Source organism: Clostridium sp. BL-8, from assembly GCF_002006495.1.
Lineage (GTDB): Bacteria > Bacillota > Clostridia > Clostridiales > Clostridiaceae > Clostridium.
The window spans coordinates 1-13,156 of the sequence record NZ_LZZL01000017.1 but is presented as its reverse complement, the minus strand read 5'-3'; the positions used below and the strand labels follow the sequence as shown (position 1 = coordinate 13,156).

The 13,156-nt window shown below is 28.1% G+C and carries 13 protein-coding genes and 1 pseudogene; 9 read left to right on the top strand and 5 right to left on the bottom strand.

The features are described from left to right. Positions 1–272: 272 nt before the first annotated feature. Positions 273–1,271, top strand: coding sequence for a C40 family peptidase (locus CLOBL_RS07865; RefSeq protein WP_077858516.1), 999 nt, complete (start codon positions 273–275; stop codon positions 1,269–1,271). A 754-nt stretch (positions 1,272–2,025) separates the two neighbouring features. On the opposite strand, the gene CLOBL_RS07860 is transcribed toward CLOBL_RS07865, so the two are convergent. Further along, positions 2,026–2,295, bottom strand: a complete 270-nt coding sequence (locus tag CLOBL_RS07860) for a hypothetical protein (protein ID WP_077858515.1) — start codon at positions 2,293–2,295, stop codon at positions 2,026–2,028. A 268-nt stretch (positions 2,296–2,563) separates the two neighbouring features. Here CLOBL_RS07860 and CLOBL_RS07855 point away from each other — a divergent pair, with 268 nt between their 5' ends. After that, positions 2,564–2,854: a DUF503 domain-containing protein gene (locus CLOBL_RS07855; RefSeq protein WP_077858514.1), complete on the top strand. Its 291-nt coding sequence runs from the start codon at positions 2,564–2,566 to the stop codon at positions 2,852–2,854. A gap of 41 nt (positions 2,855–2,895) precedes the next feature. Here CLOBL_RS07855 and CLOBL_RS07850 read toward each other — a convergent pair whose 3' ends face one another. Both CLOBL_RS07850 and CLOBL_RS07845 read right to left on the bottom strand, forming a co-directional pair. Further along, the gene (locus tag CLOBL_RS07850) at positions 2,896–3,684 is read right to left on the bottom strand and encodes a histidinol-phosphatase HisJ family protein (RefSeq protein WP_077858513.1); all 789 of its coding nucleotides are present in this window, start codon (positions 3,682–3,684) and stop codon (positions 2,896–2,898) included. Between the two features lie 131 nt (positions 3,685–3,815). Continuing rightward, complete coding sequence (locus CLOBL_RS07845) at positions 3,816–4,844, bottom strand: 3-deoxy-7-phosphoheptulonate synthase (protein ID WP_009170019.1); 1,029 nt, start codon at positions 4,842–4,844, stop codon at positions 3,816–3,818. Positions 4,845–5,129: 285 nt separating this feature from the next. Here CLOBL_RS07845 and CLOBL_RS07840 point away from each other — a divergent pair, with 285 nt between their 5' ends. From CLOBL_RS07840 to CLOBL_RS07815, 6 genes are all read left to right on the top strand, one after another. Further along, complete coding sequence (locus CLOBL_RS07840) at positions 5,130–5,678, top strand: sigma-70 family RNA polymerase sigma factor (protein WP_077858564.1); 549 nt, start codon at positions 5,130–5,132, stop codon at positions 5,676–5,678. Positions 5,679–5,688: 10 nt separating this feature from the next. After that, complete coding sequence (locus CLOBL_RS07835) at positions 5,689–6,765, top strand: DUF4179 domain-containing protein (protein WP_077858512.1); 1,077 nt, start codon at positions 5,689–5,691, stop codon at positions 6,763–6,765. Positions 6,766–6,901: 136 nt separating this feature from the next. Continuing rightward, positions 6,902–7,912: a cytochrome b5 domain-containing protein gene (locus CLOBL_RS07830; protein ID WP_077858511.1), complete on the top strand. Its 1,011-nt coding sequence runs from the start codon at positions 6,902–6,904 to the stop codon at positions 7,910–7,912. A 221-nt stretch (positions 7,913–8,133) separates the two neighbouring features. Further along, the gene (locus CLOBL_RS07825; protein WP_077858510.1) at positions 8,134–8,682 is read left to right on the top strand and encodes an NUDIX hydrolase; all 549 of its coding nucleotides are present in this window, start codon (positions 8,134–8,136) and stop codon (positions 8,680–8,682) included. A 63-nt stretch (positions 8,683–8,745) separates the two neighbouring features. After that, a complete protein-coding gene (locus CLOBL_RS07820; protein ID WP_077858509.1) occupies positions 8,746–9,726 on the top strand; it encodes a phosphotransferase in 981 nt (326 codons plus the stop codon). 44 nt (positions 9,727–9,770) lie between these two features. Then, the gene (locus tag CLOBL_RS07815; protein ID WP_077858508.1) at positions 9,771–10,304 is read left to right on the top strand and encodes a 2'-5' RNA ligase family protein; all 534 of its coding nucleotides are present in this window, start codon (positions 9,771–9,773) and stop codon (positions 10,302–10,304) included. Positions 10,305–10,433: 129 nt separating this feature from the next. Here CLOBL_RS07815 and CLOBL_RS07810 read toward each other — a convergent pair whose 3' ends face one another. Together CLOBL_RS07810 and CLOBL_RS07805 are read right to left on the bottom strand one after the other, a co-directional pair. Further along, a complete protein-coding gene (locus CLOBL_RS07810; RefSeq protein ID WP_077858507.1) occupies positions 10,434–11,213 on the bottom strand; it encodes a YibE/F family protein in 780 nt (259 codons plus the stop codon). Beyond that, entirely contained in the window at positions 11,210–12,379 is a 1,170-nt protein-coding gene (locus CLOBL_RS07805) for a YibE/F family protein (protein ID WP_077858506.1), read from the bottom strand. The genes CLOBL_RS07810 and CLOBL_RS07805 overlap by 4 nt, the downstream gene beginning before the upstream one ends. 320 nt (positions 12,380–12,699) lie before the next feature. Between CLOBL_RS07805 and CLOBL_RS07800 the strand changes: the two are divergent. Then, positions 12,700–13,156: pseudogene (locus CLOBL_RS07800) on the top strand (hypothetical protein); the annotation flags it as partial.

Here is a 13,156-nt window from a genome sequence, read left to right as displayed (position 1 = left end):
AAAATAAAAATTACATAGTTATAGACCATCAAATTTAATTTTTTATTAAAAAACAACAAGAGTGAAAGTAAAACTCTTGTTGTTTTTTTTGTAAATTGATAAATGAAAAACAGTTAACACCTTAACTGGATAATTGTATATGTAAGATGTTTGATTATAAGGGCTTGATTTATTTAAAGAGGAACGGTAATCATAATCTTAATATTTTTTTAATATATATAGTTAAGATAAATAAATGATATTCAATGGAACAGGTGCTAAAGGAGGATAAGATGAAGAAGAATTATAAAATTGCGGTTGTCGCAACTTTACTATTTTTTATTACGTCAATAATTAATACTTTACCAGCACTAGCGGAACCAAAAGAATTATCAACTGAACAAGCTATACAAAATATACAGGAATGTGACAATAAAATTGAATACAATATGAATAAATTAACTGAATTAAAAGAGCAAATTATTGAAAAAGAGAATGATATAAAAGATAATGAAAAGGAAGTTGAAGCTGCGCAGAAAAAGGTTGATGAAAGAGATGATAAATTGGCAGAGAGATTAAGAGGAATTCAGTTAAACGGAGGAATTGAGGTTACATCTATGCAATATTTAGATGCAGTATTTTCTTCTGGGAACATATTAGATGCTTTGAAGAAGTTTTCATTAGTATCTCAAATTTGTGATAGTGATAAAAAGCTTATATCAGAAGCAAAAGAATCTCAAAAAAGACTAATGGATATACAGGCTGGTATAGAGAAAGAGCATGAGGAGCTACAAAAAAATGAGGAGGATGTCGGAAAACAAATTAAAGAATTAGAAGATCAAAAATTAAACCTTTTAAAATATGTTCATGATAATAATGGAGTGCTAAATTATGATATGAGTATTACTATACCAGTAACTCTATCAGATGATATTACAGGTGAAGCTAGGGCATTAATAGAGGAAGCTGAAAAAAACTTAAAAGTTCCATATTTATGGGGAGGAGATTCACCGAAGGGATTTGACTGCTCTGGGCTTATGCAGTATGTTTTTAAATCACAAGGAATAAATATGCCGAGAATGTCACAAGAACAACAAAGCTTTGCAAAAACTATTAGTATCAATGAAATTAAGCCAGGTGACTTAGTTTTTAATAAGCCATCAGAGTCAACACACGTAGGAATGTATATTGGAGACGGAATGTATATACAGGCACCTCATACAGGAGATGTTGTTAAAATCTCTGGGCTTTTAAACTCAAATATGAAGTACGCAGGAAGAGTGTTAAATTAGATTTTATTACATCAGAATAATTTTAGAGAAGACAGTATAAATCATTACAGATAAGCTTATAGGAATATTAAAAAATATTCTATTAATGCACCTTTAAGGGATAGAGATATAAATGTTTAGATTGGATATGTATTATTTATCAAGAAGTATGTTAATAATAAGTAAAATATTTCATGATTTGATTTAAAGGAAGATTAATACACTCAAAAGTTATGCTACTACAATAATAAAAAAATAAACTAAGCGGGACTAGGATAATGGAGATGATTATTTATTCTGCATCATATGTAAAAAGCAAATAATTAGAATGAGTATGCATAGGTATTGCATTAAAGAATATAACAAGCACAGAGGTATGTCAAATGCAGATATACACATTGCGACATACATTTGCTAAAAGTGAATAATAATAATATTATTTTAGCGTAAGGAAATAGGACAAGTGTCCTTCAATATAAATTAGAAATATTTGAATTTCTTAGTTGTAGACCTCGACAATGAAGTTGATAGATATGATATTTTAGATAAATTCAATATTGATATGATATAAATTAATAAAATCAGATTAGTATTTGAGCAGGAAAAATATGAAAATTAGTTTAACAATTAGGGTTCTATTTTGTAGTATTGTAAAAATACTACAAAATAGAACCCTAATTTAGAAATTTCATTAGTCACAGGATAAAAATATTTACCTGGCCTTAAATTATATATAATTAATTCTTGCTCTTAAGTTAATTATCAGTTTTACATATTATAAAAAAGTTCTTTGAGAAGCTTTTAGCTTTAGATCAGTAATATCTCTAAAGTAATATCTGTCATTATAAGATTTAAAAGTGTCAGAAGCATCATCATATACATAGCTTGTAGGAGCAAAAAGAAAGTTTAAAAAGGATTTACATCTATTGACAAAATGCTTTGAGATATTTAATAAATTTTTTGAAACTAAGTCATGAATAATATTTTTATTAAAATTATAATTAATTAAATCTAATTTTGAAGTTTTATGAGTTCTATAGTTCATAACGATCCCTCCAAATAAAATTTATTTAATAATGCTATTCTTTGTATATTAATAATATAAATCATTTAAACTAAAATTACACTAAGGTAAAAATGATAGTTTGTCAAAAAAAGACACATAGATCTTAAGTTAATTATGAAAATATGTTTGCTTTTGCATTTATAATAAAGAAGGCTTGCTAAAGTTAAATTATTTATAAAAATAGCAGAATTTTCAGAAAAATTATGTGTATAATAATCAATAAAGAAAAAAGTAAGGAGAGGGAAGGATGAATATTTTATTTATGAAGGTTACTTTAAGAGCAGAATGGGTACATTCATTAAAAGAAAAAAGGATGATTATAAGGAGCATAACTCAAAAATTAAAAAATAAGTTTAATGTATCAGTATGTGAGGCAGATGCACAGGATATACATAAGATTATAGTTATTGGAATTGCAGGCATATATGCCAATATAGCGCAATCAGATTCTATTATGGAAAATATTTTGAGATTTATAGAGATTAGTACAGACGCGGAATTAATTGATATTCAAAATGAGAACATAAGAACAAACTAAACTCAGAGCATATATTACTGCTATCTGAATTTAGTAAAACACTACAAAAGTCTGTCATTAAGTTTTCTATTATCATAAGTAAATACATATTTAAAACCTAAGTTTTTTATGAGATCATATGTATAATTTATTTTATCACCAACTCTATTTGAAGTATGAGCGTCAGAGCCTACCGTTAAAATTTCGCCTTTGAGATCTTTGTACATTTGTAATATCTCAAGTTTAGGAAAAAGCAAATTATTACATAAGCCGGAAGTATTCACTTCTATTCCTTTTCCTCTTGAAACTATTGCTTTTAAAATAGAATAGATGTAATCCCTATAGTCGTTTAGGTTGTAAACACCGCCTCCTTTAAAAGCATAACGCTGAATGACATCAAGATGTCCTAACACATCGAAATCTCCAACTTGTACAAATTTTAAGACTTCTTTAAAATAAGTCTCATAAGAATAATTGAGACCATTTTCTAAAATATTTACTCTCAGGCTTTCTCCGTTAAGATTATGTATTGAGCCTATTATAAAATCTAAATTATGTTCTTTGAAAAAATTATCAAACTTTTTTTTATAAAGATGATATTCTCCAATTTCTAATCCCTTTTTTATCTTAATTTTTTTAAAATATTTACTTGAAAGCTTTTTTATTTCATCTTCATAGTCTGCAAAATTAAAAAATTTATAACTTTTATCATTAGGGTCAAAACTGATATGCTCTGTAAGACATATTTCGCTTAGATTCATTGAGATAGCTTTAATTATAATTTCTTCAATAGTCTGACTAGAATCAAAAGAATATTTTGAATGTAAATGATAGTCACTTAAGTATCTCATTTTTTTATTTATAACTCCTCTGGTGTATTTATAGTTGTGGAGAAAGTAATCTAATAAACAACAGAACTTAGATTAAAAAAGGTGATATTTTTTCCACAACTATTAATTCTATTTATTGATTTCTGGATTAATTAAACTTGCTCGGCAATGTAATAAAGTAACTGTTCAGTAGCCTCCCAACCTAAGCATGGGTCTGTAATTGATTTACCATAAATATGTTCATCAATTTTTTGGGAACCTTCTTCTATGTAGCTTTCAATCATAACACCTTTAACTAGTTTTTTAATATCGTTGTTGTAATTTCTACTATAAAGAATTTCTTTTACTATACGAGGTTGCTCTGCAAACTTCTTCATAGAATTAGCATGATTTGAATCTACAATTACTGCTGGGTAAGGAAAATCGTACTCACCATATAATTCTGCAACTCTCATTAAATCTTCATAATGGTAATTTGGAATGTTGTTTCCATGTTTATTTACGGAACCACGCATAATTGCATGTGCATATGGATTTCCAGTTGTGTTTACTTCATTATGCCTGTATAAGAAATTATGCTTAGCATGTGCTGCTTGAATTGAATTAAACATTACTGATATATCACCGCTCGTTGGATTCTTCATACCAACAGGAACATCAATTCCACTAGCAGTTAGTCTATGTTGCTGATTTTCAACACTTCGCGCCCCAACAGCTACATATGTTAATAAATCATCACAGTACATGTAATTCGAAGGATAAAGCATTTCATCGGCAGGAGTAAGATGTGATTCCTCTATTGCACGAATGAACATTTTTCTGATAGAAATTAACCCTTCAAGAATATTAGGTGATTTTTCCGGATCAGGCTGATGAAACATTCCTTTATATCCTTCACCTGTAGTCCTAGGTTTATTTGTGTAAATTCTGGGTACGATAAATAACTTATCTTTTACCTTTTCATTTACTTTGGCAAGTCTGCTTACATAATCACAAACTGAATTTTCATCATCTGCTGAGCAAGGCCCAATGATAACAATGAATTTATCACTATGTCCAGCAAATATTTTTTTAATTTCTTCATCTCTTTCAGTTTTAATTTTCATTAAATCAGCGTTTAGAGGTGTAATAGCTTTTATTTCCTCTGGAGATGGTATTTTCCTTACATTAATAAAACTCATTATAATGCCCCCTTAATAATTTATTTACTCAAGTTAGAAAGTTACGGTTAAGTATATAGAATAAGTATATTGTTTTTTCTACTATATAAAAGAAAAAACATATGTAAAAATCAAATTTGAGTACTTATATAACTATATAATTATTAAAAAATCTAGTCAAGTTAGTATGGATTAAAAATAGAAAAAGTTATAATTATTGATAGATATATTAGAGTGATGGGCGAAGTATTAAGTGTGAGATATAAATAACACATGCAAGCTTGCATTAGAGAGAAAGGAAAAGAGATGAAAATTGGAGAAGGAAATTTTGTTAAACAATTAAGAAAGAAGAATGAGAAGGCCTTAGATTATGTTATTGATAATTATGGATGGATCATTAAATCAATAGTGAAGAGACATCTCTATAATTTATCAAATATTCAAGATGAATGTATTAATGACATACTACTTGGAATTTGGAATAACATTAATAGTTTTGATGAAAATAAAAGTGAATTCAAAAATTGGGTAGCAGGAATATCAAAATTTAAGTCTATTGATTATAAGAGAAAGTATTTAAAAGGATTGAAATATGAAAATATAGATGATTTAAACATAAGTATTTCAGACAATGCACATGAAGATATTATAAAAGATGAGCTGGATGATGAAATCAAGGATATGCTTAATTGCCTAAAAGAAAAAGATAGGGATTTGTTTTATAAATTATATGTTGAGGAAAAGGAAATAGATATTATAACTAAAGAAACAGGTCTCAAAAGAGATGTTATTTATAATAGAATCTCTAGAGGAAAGAAAAAAATAAAAAACTTATTTAAAGTTCTGGAAAGTTGAGGATAGTAATATGAAAAACTATATATATAATATGTTAAATGAAGCGAGTATAGATTTACAAGAGTATAAAGAAGAATATTTTAATGATATAGAAAAGAAAAATATTAAGGATAGATTTAGAAAATCAATTTCAAAAAAGAAATCTTATAAAAGAAATATTATAGCAGCAGGAGTAGTTTTAGCATTAACTGTTACATTCGTGGGAACAAATGTTGGAGTAAAAGCATTAACAATGGCATTGGAAATAGCAGGAGTAGAGGATATCAGTAGTTTTTTAAGAATACAAAATAATCTAGATGATTATAAAACTGTTATAAATAAAGTTATAACTAACAATGGGGTAACAGTACAATTAAACGAAGTCATATTAGATGGAGATGAATTTACGGTTTCATATAATGTGACTTATGATAAAAAACTGAGTGAAATTTATGGTGAAAAACGAAATGAAATTGATGATGCTTGGCATGGGTTTAATGGTATTTCAATAAATGGAAAAGCACTAAATACTGGAGGGGGTGGAAGTAGTAGAAGTATTGATGATTATACAATTCAATCAGTACTGACTTATGATATAGGAGATTTAGGGTTAAGTGGAGATTTGGATATAAAACTCTCATGTTCCCCTGTGGAAGAAACCGGAAATGTTAATAAAAATAGTGATGATTGGGGTTTTGAATTTAAGACTAATGGTGATCAATTAAAAATAGATACTAAGGAAATAGCACTTGATAATAAATTTACTCTTGAAAATGGAACGGAGTTTAGTTTGAAAAAGTACACAAGTAACGCATTAGGTCAAAAAATTTATGCTTCAATATTAAATTTTAAAATGGAACCAATGTATGATGTGAATTTAAAAGGAACTGATGATTTGGGAAATAAAGTTGAATTTTACGCATCTCATAGTGGAAAAGAGAATGCATTATTTAAAATAGAAAATATTAATGGGAATCTAAATGAAAATGCAAAAATGTTGACATTAACACCTTATGCAGCTAAATATCCAGAGCAAAGTGGAAAAATGGATGTAGAATATAAACAAGTAGGAGAGACGTTTACCATAGATTTAACGCAATTAAAATAATGGAAGATATAATTTCAATTGATAAATATATAATAAATTAAATTTTAGGCTATATTATAGGAAATTAAAATAATTAATGAACTTTTTTCTAAATGAATTCATATATTTTATAGGTAGAAATATTTAAGAGGTACTTATGTCAATTTATTTTGATTTTGAAACTATTAATGAGCTTACAGGAGAGAGTTATAATTATTATAGGCAACAAAAAGAATTTACATTAGATGAGTTATCTCAATATAACGGTAGAAATGGCAATCCGGCATATGTGGCTATAGAAGGTATAGTTTACGATGTTAGTAATGAAACGGTGTGGAATGAAAGAAAGAATAAAGGCATTACGGCTGGTGAAGATTTGACTGAACAATTTAATTATTATCATGGTATGGATGAAATTCTTAATAATGCACCTAAGATTGGAGTGTTAACTGATGATAATTACATGAATTCCAGATTCAATTCATATGGAAATAGACTGATAAAACAAAATACATCTAAGTTTAAACCTGATGATTGGATTAGATATATAGATCCATTAGTCAGCTATGCTATGCGTGAAAGCAATCAACAAGGAAGTGCTTCAAGACGAGCATATCAAAAATACATGCTATTAGGTGTACTTGTAGGACTTGGAAAAACACCTCAAGATGCAATTAGACAAGTTCAAGAATGGCAAACAACAGGTGCATCACAAATATTAAAAGGAACCGGAACAACAGGAACAACAGGAACAACAGGAACATCAGGAACAGGAGCAACAGGTGGTGGAGGAACAGGAACAACAGGTACCGGAGGCACTATGGGAACTGGAAGTACAATGGGAACAGGAACAACAACAGGAACCGGAACAACTGGAGGAATCACAGGTGGAACAAGTAGTGGATTCGGAGGCTTTGGAGGGAATATGGGACCTGGTATGGGGAACATCTTTGGAGGTTTCACACCGGGAACAGGAACCGGCAACCCATATGGAGGCAGTACAATAGGAACAGGGACTGGAACAGGAGTATTAGGAGGAGCAGCAGGTGGAGCTGGTGGTGGATTTGGCGGAATAGGCGGAAATGCCGGATCAACTAGTGGAGGAGCAGGCCGTGAAATAGAAACAACGGATGATACAGATAGAAGAGATAGGCTTTATTTTGATTGAATAAAATAATATATATGCTATGAAGGATGTGATTTGTTTTCATATCCTTTAAATTTACATTAATGTAATAAAACATAAGTATTTATATATCTATTAAAATTGGATTTTTGTGATAAAATTATGGAAGAGTTATAGTTTAAGTATATGCTTATTATACTAGTTAAAGGAAAATCAACTATACTAAAATGAGAAAAGAAATTTTATAGAAGGTGAGAAGAATTATGAATTGGATTAAGTCAATAGAAATATATGAACCTTGTAATGAACAGGAAAAGAAAGATAAAGAAATAATATTAAGGTATTCAAAGATATTTAACGATATATTAACTAGGGATAATGAAATTATACATATTACAAGTTCGGGATTTGTAGTAAATAGAAATAGAGATAAGGTTTTAATGATTCATCATAATATATACAATTCTTGGGCATGGACAGGCGGCCATGCTGATGGGGATAATGATTTATTAAATGTTGCAATGCGTGAAGTTAAAGAAGAAACTGGAGTAGAGAATATTAAACCTGTAACTAAAGATATTATTTCAATAGATATATTGACAGTCTTTGGACATATAAAAAATAGCAAATATATAGCATCACATTTGCATGCATCAGTAGCTTACTTAATAGAGGCAGACGAAAAAGATTTACTGAAAGTTAAACCAGATGAAAATAGTGGAGTTAAATGGATTCCAATAAATGAGATAGAATTGTACTCGAGTGAGGAACATATGAAAAAAGTATATAGAAAAATAGTAAATAAGCTTTAAAAGTGTACATTAACATAAGTCATTATATATAAGAAAGACTAAAATCTCATAAAGGGGGAAGTAATGAATACCTTAATAGAAGAAGCATTATGTAATTATAAAATCAGATATCCTCAAGTTGAATTTATAAGACATAATGAGAATGAGATATTTAAAGTCACTGATATGTTGTCGAATAAACAATATATTATTAGAATACACAAATCAAGCAAAAGATTTTCTTCAGACATTTTAAGGGATAATGAAAATTCTTTTAATCTTCATATGAGTGAAATAAACATAATACGTAGTATAAATAAATATACGGATATATGCTCTCAGATTCCAGTAAAAAATAAATATGGTGATTTTATAACAAAACTGAGTGATGGAACCTTAGTGACCATGTTAACTTGGATAAATGGAAAGACTATAGATGAGATAGAATTAACTGATAAAATCTTATTTGAGCTTGGAAAAATGGTTGGCAAGTTCCATAAGTTATCAAAAATTTGGGTTGAGAATGAAAAAATGGATCGTTATTGTTATGATAGGAAATTATTAAAGAAAATATCATTTAAGCTTGTAAGAGGGATAAAATTGAAGTTTATTTCAAATGAGCAGTTTAGAATAATAAAAGATGCTATTGGTAGAATTTATGAGGTTATGGATGAATTGGAACTACGAAAATATTCAAAAGGAATAGTTCACTGTGATCTTGCAAAATCTAATTTAATTGTAAATGAAAATGGACATGTAATTCCAATTGATTTCGGATTAAGCGGTATTAGTTATTATTATATGGATCTAGGTTCCTTGTTTAGTCATTTTAATAAGCCTAATCAACAAAAATGGATAGTTAATGGATATAAAAGTGTTATTAATGAAACAATAGAAATAAAGTACATAGAAGCATTTATGGTGTTTCAAATAATTTTCTTCATATCAACACACATAGAAGATGCAAAAGAATATAAATGGTTTAATACTGCAATAAATAAATGGAGCAGAGATTATTTTATTCCGTTTGCAAAAAAAGAAAAAATTATAGAAAGGAGTGTGTAATGGGATTTAGCTGTTATAATACACATTCCCATTTAAGATAAAATATGAGGTATGTAATAGTTTGTGTAGTAAAGGGAGAAGCAGGAGAATTTAATAATAACTTAAGAAAAGAACTTTTTAAGAAATTCAGTGTAAAATCATCTAAGCTTCCAGCTCATTTTACTATAAAAGCACCTTTTGAATATGATAAAGAAATTACAGATTTAAGTAGAATTATTGAGGAATTTTGTGAGAATGAAAGAGCTAGGGAATTTACAATAGATGGATATGATCATTTTGATGATAGAGTTATTTATATGAAAGTAAACATGTTAAAGGAAACAAAGGAACTCCATGATAGATTAATTGATAAAATGAGTGAAATCTCGTACATTAAATTCGATAAAAAAGATGGAAAAAATAAAGTTGTTCATATAACTTTAGCATCGAAGAAATTAAAGCCAATATATTCTAAGGTATGGGAATATGTTCAGCAATATCCTTGCGAATTCCAATGTTATTTTGATAATATAACAATTTATAAATGGGATGAAGGAAACTGGAAGGTATACCAGGAATTTGTACTTGAAGACAATTAATACATGGGGTTGTAACAGAACTTATAGTATTAATCATGAAAATCTATTTTGTTTTAAGAGTTTATTTAAGGATAAACAAGATAACAAAATAGATTTTTCATTTATTAACAAAACAGTTGATTTGAATTTTTACTGTATATCAGCAATTTTATTTGAGTTAGTTTTAAAAAAGAAAATTCTTGAAGAAATAAAGGCTGTTATAGGAATAATAAGAATAATTCCTACACCGCAGCTTAAGCCTTGAAATACTTCAGAACAAAAGAATTTTTCATTAAAAATAGCTGAAAGAGTATAATTAAGTTCACTAAAGTATATTATTAAGGTCATGAAACTACTTATGTATGCAAAAAGCAATGTATTAGTCATAGTTCCTAAAATATCTTTGCCAATATTCATACCAGATTTAAATAAATTATTTCTTGATATGTGAGGATCATTTTTGTAAAGTTCGTTCATAGAGGAAGATATTGATATGGAAACATCAATAATAGCCCCCAGCAATCCAATTAGTATTTCGCATATAACTAACTTAGAAAAATTTAATTGAACATACAGAGAAAGATATGCAACAGTTTCAGTCTGCTCATTACTAAAGCCTTGTATGTTAGCATTTTGACTCAAGTTATATGTAACAAACATAACTAAAAATATAACAATCATAACAGAAAACAAGGATGAAAGTGTTTTTTTATTAAATCCATTGATACAGAATAAGCTGAAAAAACTAATAAATATAGCACCTATAAAAGTTATCTTAATTGGATCAATTTTGCAGCCTATTAAGATAAGCATAAAAAACAGCGTAAAGAAATTTAATATTAAGGTGAAGAAGGATTTTAATCCTCTTGAACCACCAATAATAGTCATAAGAATTAATAAAGTAATAAGTAGTAAAAGTATTATATTCATAGCCTTATATTTTCTCCAATCATATGTTTTTTTAGAATAAGAATAGAAGTAAATATTGTTATCGGTATACTTAATACAATGCCTATACTTCCAATAAGTGCTCTCATGAATTCTAAAGAAAGATTAATATTAATTATATATGTAATCGGAATTTCATTTCTAAGAAGAAGCAATATAGTTGGGATACTGCCACTTAGATAAGCAAAAACTAATGTATTTGCCATTGTTCCCATAATGTCTTGACCAATTTCTCTTGCGGATTTAATAATAGTTTTTGTGTCTATATTTGGATTTTTGTTATATAATTCGTCTATGGCTGAAGAAATGGATATAGCAATGTCCATTATTCCTCCTAATGTACCTATTACTAATTCGATGAAAAATATTTTTTCAGGTGGATGAGTGAGAAATTCCATTTCCTCAAAGTGAATTCCGTTCCAGTTATTTGAACTTATTATTATTCCTGCAATTAGGAGTGAAATAAAAGTTCCAATTAAAGTTCCAACAATAGCTGATATAGATTTTTTGTTTTTTCCAGACACAATTAGGATAGAAAATATAACAAAAAATAAGCTTGCTATTATGGAAAGCATCATTAAATCGTATCCCATTGAAAATAAACTGATTACAGTAAACAAGATTATGATATTTATAATTACGCTTAGTAAAGATTTAAAACCTTTAAATCCTCCAACTAGCAAAATTAAAGCAATAAATATACTCAATATATATACAAGATATTTGTCTCTCTTTAAGTCAAGTATTTTAGCAGAGGTTATTTCTTTATTATCATTATCTACAATTGATATAAAAACCTCATCATTCACTTTTAAATCTATGTCATTAACTTGTGAAAAGGAGGAGAGATTATTAAGTTCAATGCTTTTGCCTTTATAGGTTCCATTCATTATAATAGCTTTAGCTTTTTGATTTTTAATTGGCTCAATTTTACCATTATCTGTTTCTTTATTTGAGCCATCTTCAACTATTGAAGTGATTTTTGCTATTGGTTTGTTGTATAGAGTATCATTCGTGGATATAAAATAAAGAGCAAATAAAAATATAATTATTAATCCTGCCCCAATATAGAAAAATTTCTTATTAATTTTATTGTTTTTAATATTTTTAAGCTTCCCTATGTATGTATTAAACAATTTTTTCATCATCTTATATAGAGCTCCTTTGTCAGCTTTCTTTGTAGTAAGGTTGTGACATATTACAATATAAGTTTGAATTGTATTCTAGGAAATTATACTATTTTAAACAAATATAATCAATTAAGATTATATTACGATTCTTGTAAATTAAGTTACATTAATGATAAGCCATAGAGGAATTTGCATAATATGATGAATATTCATAAATTTGTAACATTATTGATTGATTATTGTGACAAAGCTGTAACAATAATTTCCTATAATTAAAACGAAGAAAAGATAATACATTTAATTTCTAATAAAGAAGAGTTTGAAAGGCAGGAATTGAGATGAAAAATAAAAGTATTAAAAGTAAAGTTATGACTGGTGTAATTTTAGCAAGTTTAATGGTAGGAGCAAGTACGGGTGTATTTGCGGCAGATTCAACAAGTAATACAAGTAGTACAGGAGTAGTTCAGCATCAAGGGCGAAATAATGGATTTCAAACTAAACTAGATTCATTAGTAAGTGCAGGAACAATAAATTCAGATCAAGAGTCAGCTATTAAAAGTGCTTTAGTTCCACAAGGTGCTTTTAAAGGTGGAGAACATAAGAAGATGTTTGAAAACAAGTTAGCAGGGTTAGTAAGTGCGGGAACAATAACTTCCGATGAACAAACAGCAATAGAAAACGCGTTAACCAATGCAAAAGGAAACTTTAAAACAGTTCTAGATAGTTTAGTAAGTGCAGGAACAATAACATCAGACAAAGAAACAGCAATAGAAACAGCATTGAAACCACAAGGTG